Consider the following 15061-nt stretch of genomic DNA (forward strand, 5'->3'; position numbering starts at 1 on the left):
TAAAACGCGCACAACGCCACGTGGTTAACTCCATCGCCACCCTGCGATGGGAGCTAAATCAGGCGATCATGATAGCGTTGGGTAGTCGATCACGATGTTTATGACACAGTAGTATTAGGAAGCAGCTAAAAAAGAAGTAGCCAAATAGGAAGGAGCAGGAGCGCTTTAGCTATAGTTGACTTTTTGCAATATAAAACTGCGTAACGAAGATGACAAGTATCAGCTATAGAGAGGAGGTAATTGAGCCAGAGGGAGCGTTATCCATGCCTGAAAAGGCGTACAGAGGTCTATTGACAGATATCTAGATTGCTCCTATAAACACCTATACTCACCACCTCAGGTTCTCATGTTCCTTCTCATCACGATTGCCACGCTTTCCATCGCACTGTCTTTTTTGTGTTCTATTCTTGAAGCGGCTTTACTCTCTATTACGCCCAGCTATATTGCCAGGCTAAAAGAAGAGAAACCCAAGCTGCATGCCTCGCTTAATCAGCTTAAGACCAGCATTGACCGGCCCTTGGCGGCGATACTGACGCTTAATACAATTGCGCATACCGTTGGTGCAACGGCAGTGGGCGCGCAAGCGGCAGTGGTATTCGGCGAAGCCTCCATTGCCATTGTGTCTGCTGTCATGACAATGCTGATTCTGGTGCTGTCTGAAATTATTCCCAAGACGATTGGCGCCACTTATTGGCGCGGGCTGGCACCACTTTTGCCGCGTTTACTAAAGCCGATGATAGTGGGGTTACTGCCCTTTATCTGGATGTCGGAGCAGATTACGCGTCGGCTGGGCACGTCAGAGCATGATGTTGATCTACGTGATGAGATCAAAGTGCTGGCGCGCGTAGGGCTTGAGGAAAAGGTGTTGGATGCCGACGAGTCGCGCACCATCATCAATATGCTTAACTTGCATGATATTGCCGTAAGCCAGGCCATGACGCCAAGAACGGTATGCGTGACAGTGCCCCCTAACATGGACGTCAAAACATTTGATCAGCAGTACGGTAAGACATCCTTTACGCGCTTTCCCGTTATGGATAACGGTGAAATGGCCTTTGGCTATGTGCATAAATCCGATACATATCACGCCGATGACGCCAAAACCATGCGCGAGCTTATGCACCCCATTGGGAGTGTCGATATTGCGCACAATGTAGAGCAGGTTTTTGCTTCAATGCTCAAGGACCATCTGCATATGCGCGTTGTGTATGACGAGCATGGCACCTTTGTAGGCCTTATTACGCTTGAAGATATTATTGAAACCATCCTGGGTCAGGACATCATTGATGAGACTGACAGCGTGGCTAATTTAAGGCATCACGCCAAGCAGCGCTGGCTGACACGTGTAAAGCATAAAGACCCCAATGCTAGCGCTTAGGCTAGTCGTGCGAAGGGGGCTTCAAAAGTGACGGGAGCTGTCCTTTGAACGTCAGCCAATAGCACGGGCGAATATTCGCTTTCTTAGCACTAAATGTTCTATAGTGGATTGCTTAAAGGTGGTTTAAGGTATTAAAAGCAGTAATCACCCGCGAAGGAGGCACAATGTCATTACGTATTAATGCGGTCGTTCCCGATTTTGAAGCACAAACTAGCCAAGGGCCTATCCAGTTCCACGAGTGGATTGGTGATAGCTGGGCTATTTTATTTTCACACCCCAAGGACTTTACGCCGGTTTGCACCACGGAGTTTGGTGCTGTAGCCACGCTAAGCGCCGAGTGGAGAAAGCGCGGCACTAAGGTGATTGGTGTGTCGGTTGATGGCGTTGAGGATCACAAACGCTGGGCCGACGATATCACCCGGTATAGCGGCAGCGACGTTGATTTTCCGATCATCGCCGATGAAGGCCTTAAGGTTTCCAAACTGTTTGATATGTTGCCCGAAGATGCCTATCTGCCGGATGGCCGTACGCCAGCCGACAGCGCCACGGTACGCTCGGTGTTTATCATTGGGCCGGATAAGCAGCTAAAGCTATCCATGACCTATCCCATGACGGTAGGGCGTAATTTCGCTGAAATTCTACGTGCTCTGGATGCCCTGCAGGCAACCGTTAAGCACGGTGTGGCAACGCCCGCTGATTGGACAGTTGGCCAGGATGTTATTATTCCGCCAAGCGTTTCAGATGACGATGCCAAGCAAAAATTTGGTGAGTTTGACGCGGTGCTGCCTTACCTGCGTAAAACATCGCTAAAATAAGCGCGCAGTCATAGCGTTCTTACTAAAGCCCCAGGGTTATTAACGCCTTGGGGCTTTTTTGATGGCGCCTGATAACCCATTACGATGTTGCTAACACACGTTGTTTAAGCGTCGTTGATACGCTTGGTCTGTTAGTTTAAGACTTTGGTTAGCCGCTGAGCTTCCGCGATGGTTTGCTAGCAGTGAGCAAGCAGGGCTCGTAACCAAAAGCGCCCTTGATGAAAGGGCGCAGATAGCTATTAAAGAAACGTATTCAAGCTGAATAGTTAGGCGTGGATGTACTCAACCAGCGCTTGCGCAAAGGTATCGGTGTTGCCCGTGCCGCCCATATCGGGTGTGACCATGTCACGGCGGGTCTCTAACACCGAGTGAATGCCGTGACGGATAGTTTCGCCTTTGTCTGCCATGCCCAGGTGATCAAGCAGCTGTGCGGCAGCCAACAATAGAGCGCAGGGATTGGCGAGCTTTTTACCCGCAATGTCAGGGGCTGAGCCGTGTACCGCTTCAAAAATCGCCGCTCTTTCACCAATATTAGCGCCAGGTGCCAAGCCCAGCCCGCCCACCAGGCCTGCACACAGGTCTGAGAGAATATCGCCAAACAGGTTCGTGGTAACCACCACATCAAACTGATGCGGGTTCATCACTAACTGCATACAGGCGTTATCGACAATCATCTCTTGAAACTCAATGTCGGGATATTCGCTTGCGATCTCACGCGCTACATCCAAAAACAGCCCTGAGCTGGTCTTGATAATATTGGCTTTATGCACTGCAGTGACCTTTTTCCGGCCACTGCTTTTGGCCAGCTCAAACGCATAACGCACAATACGCTCGGAGCCTTTACGGGTTACCTTGATCACCGAAATGCCGGTGTTACCGTCGTCGATCATCTCCTGGCCGTCAGACAAATACGCACCTTCGGTATTTTCGCGTACGGTGATCATGTCGATGTCTTCAAAGCGCGAGCGAGTGCCAGGAAAACTGATTGCCGGGCGTACGTTGGCATAAAGGTCAAAGTGACGGCGTAGCTGTACGTTAATGGAGGAGAAGCCCTTGCCAATGGGCGTGGTCAGCGGGCCTTTCAATGCAATGCCGTGTTTCTCTATAGCATCAAGCGATGCCTGGGGGATCAACGTTCCATGATTTTCCAGCGCTGACAGGCCTGCATCCACAAACTCGTATTCAAAGCCGCACTCCAGCGCATCGAGCACGCGCAGGGTGGCATCCATAATTTCAGGCCCAATGCCATCGCCTTTAATCACCGCAATTGAATGGCTCATGTGCTACTCCTCTGGAAGATGGGAACGCGTTGGTCGAAATGTTGACCAGGTTCAATGATGGCGCCTTATGCGCTTGATGCCCATGGTAGCGATGGTGACGCCGAAGCGCATCCTGCGCTGACTATTTAAGTATACAGCCAGACCTCAAGTGCGCCGGGGTGCAGAAGAGGTAGGTTGCTGGTAAACTCTGCGCCGGTTCTGCCGCTTAACCTTCAGTGGCAGGGTAACTTCGTAAAATATCTCGGCAAGGCATCTGCGCAGTGAAACGTTCATTGGCAACATCTGTAGTACTTACCACTGGGTTGATGACTCCACCCTAGGTATTCCCTCTTTCGAAAACGCCATGGCGCGAAAGCGCTTCCACGGCGTTACGGCATTCTATTGCCGTTATTTGGCTACTGACGCTCCTGGCGTCTTCATCCTGCAGCCTGACTCATACAATCTGGTTTTGAATGACGTGACATCTGGCCCTGTGGGGCGGAGTTAGCGCGTCTTGTTTAATCAATAACGATGGACTCCCTGAATGGCACTTTTCAGCAAGCATGAGTGGTTTTCCAATATTAAAGGCGACACTCTTTCGGGCCTGGTCGTCGCGCTGGCGCTGATTCCCGAAGCGATCGCGTTCTCGATTATCGCAGGCGTCGACCCGAAAGTAGGTCTTTATGCCTCGTTCTGTATTGCGGTGATTATCGCCTTTACCGGTGGGCGGCCGGGGATGATCTCTGCGGCCACTGGCGCCATGGCGCTATTGATGGTCACGCTGGTGCGCGAGCATGGCCTTGAGTACTTGCTGGCGGCAACACTTCTAACCGGGGTGTTTCAGATTATTGCCGGGTATTTAAAACTCGCTGAGCTAATGCGCTTTGTGTCGCGCTCGGTCGTTACTGGCTTTGTGAATGCGTTGGCCATTTTGATCTTTATGGCCCAGTTACCTGAGCTAACCAATGTCACTTGGCATGTGTATGTCATGACCCTGGCCGGTTTAGGCATTATCTATTTATTCCCTTATCTGCCGGTGATCGGTAAAACGCTACCCTCGCCACTGGTGTGCATCGTGGTGTTAACCATTGTGTATATGGTGAGCGGTATGGATATTCGCACGGTGGGTGATATGGGCGAACTTCCCGATACGCTGCCGATTTTCCTGTGGCCGAATGTCCCGCTTAACCTTGAAACCTTGATGATTATTCTGCCTTACGCCTTGATGCTGTGTGTGGTGGGTCTGCTGGAATCGATGATGACAGCGACCATTGTGGACGATCTAACTGACACCTCGAGTGATAAAAACCGCGAGTGCAAAGGCCAGGGTGTTGCCAATATTGGTGCCGGGTTGCTGGGTGGTATGGCAGGTTGTGCCATGATTGGTCAGTCGGTGATCAATATTAAATCCGGTGGCCGTACGCGGCTATCCACATTGATTGCGGGCGTTGTACTGCTGCTGTTGGTCGTGTTTCTCGCCGACTGGGTCTCACAAATCCCCATGGCCGCGCTGGTAGCTGTCATGATCATGGTGTCGATAGGCACCTTTAGCTGGGCGTCGATTCGGGATATTAAAAAGCATCCTCTCAGTACCAATATTGTCATGTTGGCGACGGTCGCTGTGACCGTAAGTACCCATAACCTGGCGATCGGGGTCTTTGTTGGCGTGCTGCTGGCGGCGCTGTTTTTTGCCAATAAAGTTGGCAATATCATGTACATCGGCTCTACTGAGATAGAGGCGGGCCGGGAGCGTGAGTATCAGGTCGTTGGGCAGGTCTTCTTCGCCTCTTCCGAGCGCTTTATGGCGGCGTTTGATTTCAAGGAGAGCCTGGACAAGGTAACGATCAATGTATCCAACGCGCACTTCTGGGATGTTACCGCTGTACAGGCACTTGATCGGGTCGTTATCAAGTTCCGCCGTGAAGGCACTGACGTCGTGTTGGTTGGGATGAGCGAAGCCAGCGCCACGGTGGTTGACCGCTACGCGATGCACAACGATCAAAAGGCGGTCGAAAAACTGATGGATGGCCACTAAGCATCTAATAAAGGAGAGCAGCATGCCGGAACATGTAGTTGCCGCAATTGATGGTTCCCGGTTTTCGCAAGGCGTTTGCGATTACGCTTCTTGGGCAAGCCTTGCGCTGGGCGCGCCGCTAACCTTTGTGCATGTGGCCGATAACCATTCAGAAGTGCCAGGCGAGCCGGATCTTTCGGGCCAGCTGTTTTTTGGCGCCCGCGAGCGCTTGCTGGAGGAGTTGATGGGCCTTGATGAGAAGCGTGCCAAGGTCAACCGCGAACAGGGCAGGTTGATGCTGGAAGCAGCCCAAGCGCGCGCCGTTGAAGAGGGCGTTAGCAACGCCGTTACTCGCCAACTGAACGGTACTTTGGTGGAAACACTGGTCGGGCTTGAAAATGAAATGCGCCTGCTGGTGATGGGTAAGCGCGGCGAGACGGCTCATCAAGCCAGCGAGCATCTTGGCTCCAACCTTGAGCGGGTGGTGCGTGAAATGCATCGCCCTATTTTGATGGTGCCCGCCACGTTCAAGCAGCCTGAAAAAGTATTGATTGCGTATGATGGCAGCAAAACGGCCCGCAAAGGCGTGGAAATGCTGGCCCGTTCGCCACTGTTTTCAGGCAGCGAGTGCCATGTACTACTGGTGGATACGGACAATGCAGAGAATCGCCTGGAGCTTGGTTGGGCGCTAGGCACCCTACGTGAAGCAGGCCACAAGGCAGAAGGCGCTATCCGCAACGGCAATGTAGATGATGTGCTGCAAACCTACGAACAAGAGCACGCGATAGACCTCTTGGTCATGGGCGCTTATGGGCACTCGCGCATCCGCCACTTGTTGGTTGGCAGCACGACGACAGCGATGCTGCGTAGCAGCCGTATCCCCGTTCTTATTTTGCGCTAAGTCTCTTTTGTGTTCCTACGGTAAGTCGCTTTGCTACGGGTTAGTAGAGCGACTTTTTAACAATGAAAAAGGGAAAAATTAAAATCTGCAAATGCTGAAATGAGCTTCTATGTTTATTTAAGAGTGTCTTGAACTATTCATCTCTTGAGTAGCATAAGGAGCCTGACGTGAATCTACCCACGCTTGAACGAACATCACAGCCGTTTAATCCCACCTCTTCCTCTCATCGCTTTGCAGCCAGCCTAATGGCCCAGGCTGATATACAGTTCAACGGCGATCGCCCTTGGGATATGCAGCTTAAAGCGCCTGGTGTGATCGAAAATGCACTAGCGCGTGGCAATCTGGGCTTAGGTGAAAGCTATATGCAGGGGGACTGGGACTGCGATCGGTTGGACGTATTTTTTACCCGCTTGCTGCGCGCGCAATTGCATCAACGTATTAAGCCCACGCAATTGATTTATCACGCGTTGCGTACTCGGTTGTTAAACCGACAAAGCGTTAAGCGGGCTTGGGAAGTGGGCGAGAAGCACTACGATCTTGGCAATGAATTTTATGCGGCCATGCTTGACCAGCGTATGACGTATACCTGCGGTTATTGGAAAGACGCGTGCACACTAGATGAAGCACAAGAGGCGAAACTGGACTTAATTTGCCGAAAGCTGCAGTTAGCACCGGGTATGCGCGTACTTGATATCGGCTGTGGGTGGGGGAGCTTTATGGCTTATGCGGCCGAGCATTATGGCGTTGAGTGTGTCGGCCTGACCATCTCCAAAGAGCAGGCGGATTTTGGTAAACGATTGATCAAAAAAGGCTTGCCGGTAGAGTTCCGTTTACAGGATTACCGCGATGAAACTGAAAGATTTGATCGTATTGTTAGTATTGGTATGTTCGAACATGTGGGCCATAAAAACTATCGCGCCTATATGGAAGTGGTCAGTCGCTGCCTAAAGGATGAAGGTCTTTTCTTGCTTCATACGATTGGCAAAAACCTTGGTACGACGATGTCCGATCCCTGGATCGATAAATACATTTTTCCGAATGGTGAGTTGCCTACCTTAAGCCATATTACCGATGCGGCTGAAACGCTTTTTGTGGTGGAAGATATACATAACTTTGGAGCTGACTACGATAAAACGCTGATGGCCTGGTATCACAATAGCGAAGCCAATTGGCCCCAGTTTAAAGGTCAGTTTAATCCAACGTTTTATCGTATGTGGCGCTACTACCTGTTGAGTTGTGCGGGAGCCTTTAGAGCACGTGAGATTCAGCTGTGGCAACTGGTGTTCAGCAAACAGGGTGTAGCGGGAGGATACGCGCGGGTTAGCTAGCTGCCTCGCTCACGGTCAGGCAGCAATTTACCGGGTACCCAGCGTAGATAGAAGATCATTCCAAAAAGCTCTACCAGTGACTGAAAAATAATCACTACGACTGCGGGTTGCCATGCGCCAGGCAGAGCCAAGGCGATGGGCAGCATGACAAACGAGTTGCGTGTGCCAAAGCTAAAAGCCAGCGTGCGGGCACTGGCGGTTGGCAAACGGAACAGCCTGCCCAGCGCACGACCCAGCCAGCCCGCAAACACTAAAAAAACCATGAAGATCAACATGACCTGAGTCATCACATGATACAGCCCGCCCAGATGGTTGACCTGTGACGCTGCAATAATAAAGACCACAAAGGCAAGCAGTGGCACGGGCAGTATGCCCAGGTGATAGATGGCGCGCTTGGTGCGCCTATGCCGAGTAGCAGCAAATTCCGTTAGCCCGGCAAGCGCCAAGGGAAACAGGATAAGGCCCGCAAAGGCAACGATTAGTGAGGTGGAGAGTGCCAGATGAAACCACTCCGATCCCAGAAAGAGCCAGAGATAAATAGGTAGAGCGACCATCTGCACCAGTAGCAGCAGCGGAGCGGCCGCGACAGCGCGGGGCGCATCTCCCTTGCCCAAGTGAGTAAAACTGATAAACCAGTCGGTGCAGGGCACCAGCAGTACCAGCAAGACGCCGGCCAATACCGCAGGTGAGAGCGGCAGCCAAGCGACCACCAGCCCCAGAAAGGCCGGAATGGCGATAAAGTTGCCCACTAGCAGCGCCGTCATAAAGCGGCCGTCGGTAAGGCCGCGCGCCACGCTAAGCAAAGGAATCTGGCTAAAGGTGGTGTACATCAAAAGGCCTAACAGCGGCCACAGTAACTGCTCCAGCACATCGGCCAGCGCCGGTGACACAACGCCCAAGGCCAGCCCTAGGCCAATGCAGACCAGGTAAATCCAGCACTGGTGTTTTTCCATCTGCTCGCGCATTGGTTTTCCCTGAGTGATTTTTCTTGAGTATTTATTGGCGGCGAAGTGCCAAGCGCTCGCCTGCCATGGCGGCCAATAGCCATAGCGGCAGGCTCACCAGCACGTACGAAAGCCCCCACCAGCCTTGGCCATGGTTAAGGAAATGCAGCGTTTCCAGGCTAAACAGTGAAAAGGTCGTAAAGCCGCCGCAAAAACCTGCCACGAGCAGCGGGTGCCAGTAGGTCAGTTTGCTATGGGGTGCACGTAGCGCGGTGGCGGCTATCCAGCCGATCAAACCCGACCCCAGTACGTTGACGATCAGCGTGCCCCACGGGAAATAGCTACCCAAGGCCGCTTGGGAGACAAGCGATACGGCGTAGCGCAGTGCGCTGCCCAGGCCGCTACCAACCCCGACGGCAAGGTAGCATTTCCAAGTCCTCATACGCGGCACCCTGCCAGCACCCAGCCCAACGCTGCCATACCAATGCCCAGCACCAGTGTGCCGCCCATGTTGAGTGCCGCACGGCCCGATTGACCGCCTTGCCAAAGTTCAAGAGTTTGCAGGCTAAACGATGAGACCGTGGTATAGCCGCCGAGTAGGCCAGTTACGCTAAACAGCCAGAACGCCGTTGGTGTGTCAGGCAGGCCTTGGCGGCCCAATAGCCAGCCTGCGGCCAGCGCGCCGGTCGCGTTAACAACGAGCGTGCCCCAGGGAAACGCCTTGCCCAGCCAGCGCGCTAACAGGTTGGAAAGAGCAAACCTGGCCATTCCCCCGAGTGCGCCGCCCAGCGCGATAAGCAGTACGCTTGCGATGCCTGGACCCATGTTTTCTCCACTGACTAACAAAAGGGGGTCTTCGATAAGCGGCCAATTCTAACATGCGTTTTCAAGGCGCAGAAAAATGCCTTGCGTGGGTAGCCGCGCAAGGCATTAGTGTATTACTTATAGATCGTTAGGCTGGCAGGACGCTGCCCTGATGGCTTGGCGCTGCCTCCGCGTGTGTAGTGGCGACGCGGTTGATGCCCGAGATCAGGGCTTTCAAAGAAGCGCTCACCGTGTCGCTATCTTCGGCAACGGCGCAAATGCGCTGGCCATCAATGCTCAACTGTACAAAGGCAATGGCGTTGGCTTCGCTACCACCGCCCAACGAGTGCTCACTGTAGTCGATAATCGTCACGTTAACACCGGAGTGCTTCTGCCAGGCAGCGGTAAAGGCCGACATGGCACCGTTGCCGGAACCAGACAGGCGCAGGGTTTCGCTACCTTGCCACAAGGTCACTTCAAGCCCTTCGTGCTGGCCCTTGGAAAGCTGATAGTCCGCTAGCGACAGTGGCGTTTCCTGGGTGAAGTTATCGAACATCACTTGGCGGATCATCTCGCTTGAGAGTTCGCTGGCGCGCTCTTCGCTCTCTTTTTGTACATAGGGGGCCAAGGCCAGCATCATCCAGCGTGGCAGGTTGATGCCGTAGTCGCGCTCAAGCAAAAAGGCCATGCCGCCCTTGCCGGACTGGCTGTTGACTCGAATCACGGCCTGGTAGTCGCGGCCAATGTCGTGGGGATCAATCGGCAGGTAAGCCACTTGCCACGGTTCGTCGGGCTTCTGGTGCTTGAGGGATTTACGAATCGCATCCTGATGGCTACCAGAGAAGGCGGTATACACCATTTCACCTACCCAAGGGTGGCGTGGGTGCATGGTAATGCCGGTGCACTCGTGAACGACCTGAATGATTTCATCCGGGTTGGAAAGATCAAGGTTAGGATCAATCCCTTGGCTGTAGAGGTTCATGGCCAGTGTGATGATGTCCATGTTGCCGGTACGCTCGCCATTACCCAGCAGCGTGCCTTCCACACGGTCGGCACCGGCAAGCAAGGCAAGTTCGGCTGAGGCTACTGCACCGCCTCGGTCGTTGTGGGTATGCACCGAGATAATCACGCTATCGCGACGACTGATGTGCTGGCAGAAGTATTCGATCTGGTCGGCATGGTGGTGAGGGCCAGCCACTTCGACGGTCGTTGGCAGGTTGAGGATGCACTTGTTCTCAGGTGTTGGCTGCCAAACGTCCATCACCGCTTCACAAATCGCCAGCGAGAAGTCGATTTCGGTGCTGGAGAAGCTCTCCGGTGAATACTGAAAACGCCAGGCAACGTCTGGATAGCGCTCGGCATACTGTTTAACCCAGGTAGCGCCCTGAACGGCAATATCGGTAATACCGTCGCGGTCCATCTCAAACACGCGCTCGCGCTGAATGGTCGAGGTCGAGTTATACAGGTGGATAATAGCGCGCTTGGCACCCACTAAAGCTTCAAAGGTTTTTTCAATCAAGTGCTCGCGACACTGCACCAGCACCGCGATAGTGACATCCTCAGGAATCTGATCTTCTTCAATTAACCAGCGCACAAAATCAAAGTCGGGTTGGCTGGCGGAAGGGAACCCCACCATGACTTCTTTAATGCCCACCTTGACGATCTGGTGCCAGAAGCGCTTTTTCTGCTCAACGGTCATCGGCTCTAGCAGCGCCTGGTTACCATCACGTAGGTCTTCACTTACCCAGATCGGCGCACGATCAAGGTCACGGTCAGGCCATTGACGGTTAAACGCAGGAACGCGCGGTGCTGGGCGATATTTACGATGATCGAAAGCAGACATGATGAGATTCCTAAGGGGGTTAATGACTTGGAAAACTGGCCGCTTGTGGGTAGGCCTTTGTTCATCGGTGCAGACTCATGATGCAGAGTATGGCACACAACCGTTAACTGCTTTTGGCAGTGTGAATAGTGTAACGGGTTTATAGCGCTAGGTTGTTGCTAAAAATGAATAAAAATGGCATTAATTGGCAGTATGTTTTAATAATTTATAATTTCTTAGCAGAGGCTGCTGTTTATGTCGGTGACGCCATTGACGCTTGACCGTTTTGACCGCCAAATTTTGACGATTCTGCAACAAGAAGGGCGGATCAGTAACCAGGAATTGGCTGATCGAATTGGCCTTTCTGCATCGCCCTGTTTACGCCGGGTGCGTGCGCTGGAAGAGCACGGCTTGATTATGCAGTATCGCGCCGAGGTAGATGCTCGCCAGTTGGGCTACCAACTGATGGTACTGCTGCATATTGCCATGGACCAGCATACCCCCGAGCGGTTTGAGAACTTTGAACGCCACATCCGAAAAATTCCCAACGTGATCGAATGTCTGATCATTACCGGGCAGGCTGCCGACTTTCAGCTAAAGATTTTAGTCCAGGATATGGATGATTATCAGCATTTACTGCTGCACGTTATTAACCGTATTGAAGGCGTCACAGGGGCGCATACCAGCTTTGTGTTACGCCGGGTTTTTGAACATCGGCCGGTACCCACACAGCGCTGAACAGGAAAGCGTAGTCAGTCACTGAGTCGCCGTTTACACTGTTTTTTTCCCATTTTTAGGAGAGTGCTCTATGACGATCGAACGTCACGATACCAAGGCCCGCATGAGTCGCGCCGTTATCCACCAAGGGGTTGCTTATTTGTGTGGCCAGGTCGCCGGGCCTGAGGCGCGTCATGGCGATATTAAGGCGCAGACAGAAAGCATGCTGGCGCGTGTCGATGCGCTGTTAAAAGAGATCGGCTCAAGCCGTGAGCAGCTATTAAGCGCCACGATTTATCTCAAGGACGGCAGCGATGTCGTCGCCATGAATGAGGTGTGGGATGCCTGGGTGCCCGAAGGCTACGCGCCAGCGCGCACCTGCGTATGTGCCCCGATGCCTGCCGACGAGTTAAAAGTAGAAATAACCGTGACCACCGCCGTATAGAACGAAAGCCTTTCTAGCTGGTTGAGCTAGTCCAGCGGAAAGCGGGTGTCGCGCAGGCTGTCCTTGATTTTTTTCAAGTGCGGTAAGAAGTCTTCGCCACGCCGTAGTGTGACGCCGGTGGCCAGGGCGTCAATCAAGGTAAGCTGAATCACCCTTGACGTCATGGGCATGTAGTGGTCGGTGTCTTCAGGGGTTGCCACGTTAAGCGTGGCGCTGCACTCGTTGGCAAGCGGTGACGCGGGGGCTGTAATACCCAGCACAACGGCGCCAGATTCGCGCGCTACACGGGCGATATCTACCAGCTCACGGGTGCGTCCGGTGTAGGAAATAATCACCACCACATCGCCCGTATGGCAGGACGCTGCCACCATGCGCTGCATCAATACATCGGCGTAGGCCATGACCGGTAGATTGAACCGAAAAAACTTATGCTGAGCATCCTGAGCGACGGCACCTGATGCGCCTAACCCAAAAAAGTGAATCTGCTTTGCCTGGGTTAGGTAGTCGACCATTCGTTCAATGGCCGCCATATCAATATCACGCTGGGCTTCATCCAGCGCGGCAATGGTGGCGCCAAAAATTTTCTGCGTGTATTGGGCCGCCGTATCGCCGGGCTCAACGGCGCGGGTCACGTAGGGTGTCCCACCCGCCAGGCTTTGCGCGAGCTTGATTTTAAAGTCGGGATATCCCTTGGCGCCAAAATTGCGGCAAAATCGGTTAACGGTCGGCTCGCTGACACTGGCGGCCTGGGCCAGGCTTGCGATGCTTAAGCTGGTAGCGGCTGTCGGATCGTCCAGGATCACGTTAGCAACTTTACGCTCGGAGCGGTTTAATTCTTCTAAGCGTTCGCGTAAGCGGTCAAGCAAGTCATGCGCCATTAAGCAGGCTCCAAAGCAGTGTGGGGCGGAAGTTGTGATGTCTAATCTTTATACCAGGCAACAAACACATTGGCTGGCAGTGGTCGAGCATAATAGTCCCCTTGCGCTGCTTCGCAACCGATAGAGTGTAAATAGGCGGCTTGTTCGGCGGTTCCAATCCCTTCTGCCACAATATCACAACCCACCGCGTAGGCTAATTGGGTAATCATAACGGCAAGTTGGCGATCAACGGCGTTTTTATTAGGGGCTGCATAGCACCACTGTTATAGCCTTTATCAGCCACTAGCGCCGCGCCAGAAGGTAACTCGGCAATCAGTGCCGGAGCCTCTACTCTGCGGGGTTGCTCTTATCCTGCCAATATCTCTGCAATGGAACGCCAATAGCCCTAATGAATAAGCTTTAACGTAAACGAAGCAGTTTCATAAGCCAGCGCCGGTAGGGCGGCTGCAAAATTCTGCTGGTAGCGTGTTTCGTTTGATAAAACACACCACGTAAATGGCTAAAGCGCTCAAAACCGTGGCGCCCATGATAAGCCCCCATGCCACTTTCACCGATGCCGCCAAACGGTAAGGTGGGGACCGCGTGATGGAGCAGTGTTTCATTAAAGACAAGCGCACCGGAACGAGTCTGTTGCAGTAACCGCGTTTGAAGCGTTTTATCATTAGTAAACGCATATACCACTAAAGCGTGCGGACGTGCATTCACAAACCCAATCGCCGCCTCCATATTTTTAACACCGATAACGGGGAGCGCGCGGCCAAAAACCTCTTCGTGCATCACAGAAAGTGTTTGGGTGGGGTCGATAACCAGCGCAGGGGCATGGTTGCCGTGATCAATGACTCGGCAGCCGTGGTTACGGGCTTCTGTCAGCAGGCCCTCTACGCGTGCGCGATGGGCATCATTGATCGGGCTGGTTGCCTCTCTGCTATCAGGGCGCTGCTGGACAATAGCACGGCTTAGTGCGCTAACCAGGGACTCAAGATGACGGCTTTCTACAAGAACGTAATCGGGTGCCAAACACGTTTGTCCACCGTTAAGTCCCTTGCCGAATATAATGGCCGTGGCCGCTTTATCTATATCGGCATCACCTGCCACCAGCGCGGGGGATTTACCGCCTAGCTCCAGGGTCACTGGCGTAAGGTTGGCTGCCGCAGCACTAGCCACGTGACGTCCAATGCTGGTCGAACCGGTAAACACCAGGTGATCAAAGGGCAGCTTGCTAAATGCCTGAGCGGTCGATGCATCTCCTTGAATGACGACGAGTTCATCCTGGGTAAAATATTGGCAAGCCAAGCGAGCGAGCAAGGTGCTGGTGTGAGGCGTTAGCTCACTGGGCTTTAGCATGACAACATTACCGGCGGCAAAGGCGTCAATAACGGGGAGTAGCGCAAGACTCCACGGGTAATTCCAGGGGGAAATAACCCCAACGATGCCCAATGGCTGCGGGGCTATGCGTGCTTGTGCCGGTAACAGGCGCCAAGGCACACCGACGCGCCAGGGGCGCATCCAGCGCCAGAGGTGACGGCGCGCATAGCTTATGGCCTGTAGCACGGCACTAATTTCCGCCAAGTGGATTTCTGTGTCGCTACGCTGGCCAAAGTCCGTTTGAATAGCCCGCACAATCTCATACTGGTGGCGCTTGGTCATTTGCGCTAAACGTGCCAATCGTGCGCGACGAATACTTAGCGTTGGAAAAGGCGTTTGATCAACAGCGTGTCGTTGGGCATTAAAGATACCTGTTAAATCGTGCTGCATA

The 15061-nt window shown here is 53.2% G+C and carries 14 protein-coding genes and 1 pseudogene; 7 read left to right on the top strand and 8 right to left on the bottom strand.

From position 1 onward, the window contains the following. Window positions 1–346 precede the first annotated feature (346 nt). Window positions 347–1378, top strand: a complete 1032-nt coding sequence (locus tag INT20_RS12405) for a CNNM domain-containing protein (protein ID WP_193056998.1) — start codon at window positions 347–349, stop codon at window positions 1376–1378. Between the two features lie 164 nt (window positions 1379–1542). After that, on the top strand, window positions 1543–2193 hold the full coding sequence (locus INT20_RS12410; protein WP_193056999.1) for a peroxiredoxin: 651 nt from the start codon (window positions 1543–1545) through the stop codon (window positions 2191–2193). 266 nt (window positions 2194–2459) lie between these two features. Here the strand turns inward: INT20_RS12410 and INT20_RS12415 are convergent, their stop codons facing one another. Then, window positions 2460–3473, bottom strand: a complete 1014-nt coding sequence (locus INT20_RS12415; RefSeq protein ID WP_193057000.1) for an isocitrate dehydrogenase — start codon at window positions 3471–3473, stop codon at window positions 2460–2462. A gap of 523 nt (window positions 3474–3996) precedes the next feature. Here INT20_RS12415 and INT20_RS12420 point away from each other — a divergent pair. From INT20_RS12420 to cfa, 3 genes are all read left to right on the top strand, one after another. Next, on the top strand, window positions 3997–5487 hold the full coding sequence (locus INT20_RS12420; RefSeq protein ID WP_193057001.1) for a SulP family inorganic anion transporter: 1491 nt from the start codon (window positions 3997–3999) through the stop codon (window positions 5485–5487). A 22-nt stretch (window positions 5488–5509) separates the two neighbouring features. Then, the gene (locus tag INT20_RS12425) at window positions 5510–6367 is read left to right on the top strand and encodes a universal stress protein (protein ID WP_172117482.1); all 858 of its coding nucleotides are present in this window, start codon (window positions 5510–5512) and stop codon (window positions 6365–6367) included. 167 nt (window positions 6368–6534) lie between these two features. After that, window positions 6535–7695, top strand: a complete 1161-nt coding sequence (gene cfa, locus INT20_RS12430; protein WP_193054452.1) for a cyclopropane fatty acyl phospholipid synthase — start codon at window positions 6535–6537, stop codon at window positions 7693–7695. On the opposite strand, the gene INT20_RS12435 is transcribed toward cfa, so the two are convergent. The 4 genes from INT20_RS12435 to INT20_RS12450 form a co-directional block, all read right to left on the bottom strand. Continuing rightward, window positions 7692–8660, bottom strand: a complete 969-nt coding sequence (locus INT20_RS12435; RefSeq protein WP_172117484.1) for an arsenic resistance protein — start codon at window positions 8658–8660, stop codon at window positions 7692–7694. The two genes, cfa and INT20_RS12435, sit on opposite strands and share 4 nt — an antisense overlap. Before the next feature lie 31 nt (window positions 8661–8691). Beyond that, window positions 8692–9081, bottom strand: a complete 390-nt coding sequence (gene crcB, locus INT20_RS12440; protein WP_193054453.1) for a fluoride efflux transporter CrcB — start codon at window positions 9079–9081, stop codon at window positions 8692–8694. Further along, window positions 9078–9464, bottom strand: a complete 387-nt coding sequence (gene crcB, locus INT20_RS12445) for a fluoride efflux transporter CrcB (protein WP_193054454.1) — start codon at window positions 9462–9464, stop codon at window positions 9078–9080. The genes crcB (INT20_RS12440) and crcB (INT20_RS12445) overlap by 4 nt, the downstream gene beginning before the upstream one ends. A 127-nt stretch (window positions 9465–9591) precedes the next feature. Beyond that, a complete protein-coding gene (locus tag INT20_RS12450) occupies window positions 9592–11286 on the bottom strand; it encodes a 2-isopropylmalate synthase (RefSeq protein ID WP_193054455.1) in 1695 nt (564 codons plus the stop codon). Between the two features lie 234 nt (window positions 11287–11520). Here INT20_RS12450 and INT20_RS12455 point away from each other — a divergent pair, with 234 nt between their 5' ends. Continuing rightward, window positions 11521–12003: an Lrp/AsnC family transcriptional regulator gene (locus INT20_RS12455; RefSeq protein WP_193054456.1), complete on the top strand. Its 483-nt coding sequence runs from the start codon at window positions 11521–11523 to the stop codon at window positions 12001–12003. Between the two features lie 70 nt (window positions 12004–12073). Further along, entirely contained in the window at window positions 12074–12427 is a 354-nt protein-coding gene (locus INT20_RS12460; protein ID WP_193054457.1) for a RidA family protein, read from the top strand. A 26-nt stretch (window positions 12428–12453) separates the two neighbouring features. On the opposite strand, the gene INT20_RS12465 is transcribed toward INT20_RS12460, so the two are convergent. From INT20_RS12465 to INT20_RS12475, 3 genes and pseudogenes are all read right to left on the bottom strand, one after another. Beyond that, on the bottom strand, window positions 12454–13305 hold the full coding sequence (locus INT20_RS12465; protein WP_193054458.1) for a MurR/RpiR family transcriptional regulator: 852 nt from the start codon (window positions 13303–13305) through the stop codon (window positions 12454–12456). A gap of 41 nt (window positions 13306–13346) precedes the next feature. Next, a pseudogene (locus INT20_RS12470) lies at window positions 13347–13529 on the bottom strand (EAL domain-containing protein); the annotation flags it as partial. Between the two features lie 175 nt (window positions 13530–13704). After that, window positions 13705–15060, bottom strand: coding sequence for an aldehyde dehydrogenase family protein (locus tag INT20_RS12475; protein WP_193054459.1), 1356 nt, complete (start codon window positions 15058–15060; stop codon window positions 13705–13707). Window position 15061: the final 1 nt, after the last annotated feature.

It is taken from the genome of Halomonas citrativorans, assembly GCF_014898005.1.
In the GTDB taxonomy this organism is placed as follows: domain Bacteria; phylum Pseudomonadota; class Gammaproteobacteria; order Pseudomonadales; family Halomonadaceae; genus Vreelandella; species Vreelandella citrativorans.

Coding starts and splice junctions, on each gene's coding strand:
- INT20_RS12405 (WP_193056998.1), top strand. CDS start 347: ATGTTCCTTCTCATCACGATTGCCACGCTTTCCATCGCACTGTCTTTT.
- INT20_RS12410 (WP_193056999.1), top strand. CDS start 1,543: ATGTCATTACGTATTAATGCGGTCGTTCCCGATTTTGAAGCACAAACT.
- INT20_RS12415 (WP_193057000.1), bottom strand. CDS start 3,473: ATGAGCCATTCAATTGCGGTGATTAAAGGCGATGGCATTGGGCCTGAA.
- INT20_RS12420 (WP_193057001.1), top strand. CDS start 3,997: ATGGCACTTTTCAGCAAGCATGAGTGGTTTTCCAATATTAAAGGCGAC.
- INT20_RS12425 (WP_172117482.1), top strand. CDS start 5,510: ATGCCGGAACATGTAGTTGCCGCAATTGATGGTTCCCGGTTTTCGCAA.
- INT20_RS12435 (WP_172117484.1), bottom strand. CDS start 8,660: ATGCGCGAGCAGATGGAAAAACACCAGTGCTGGATTTACCTGGTCTGC.
- crcB (WP_193054453.1), bottom strand. CDS start 9,081: ATGAGGACTTGGAAATGCTACCTTGCCGTCGGGGTTGGTAGCGGCCTG.
- crcB (WP_193054454.1), bottom strand. CDS start 9,464: ATGGGTCCAGGCATCGCAAGCGTACTGCTTATCGCGCTGGGCGGCGCA.
- INT20_RS12450 (WP_193054455.1), bottom strand. CDS start 11,286: ATGTCTGCTTTCGATCATCGTAAATATCGCCCAGCACCGCGCGTTCCT.
- INT20_RS12455 (WP_193054456.1), top strand. CDS start 11,521: ATGTCGGTGACGCCATTGACGCTTGACCGTTTTGACCGCCAAATTTTG.
- INT20_RS12460 (WP_193054457.1), top strand. CDS start 12,074: ATGACGATCGAACGTCACGATACCAAGGCCCGCATGAGTCGCGCCGTT.
- INT20_RS12465 (WP_193054458.1), bottom strand. CDS start 13,305: ATGGCGCATGACTTGCTTGACCGCTTACGCGAACGCTTAGAAGAATTA.
- INT20_RS12475 (WP_193054459.1), bottom strand. CDS start 15,060: ATGCAGCACGATTTAACAGGTATCTTTAATGCCCAACGACACGCTGTT.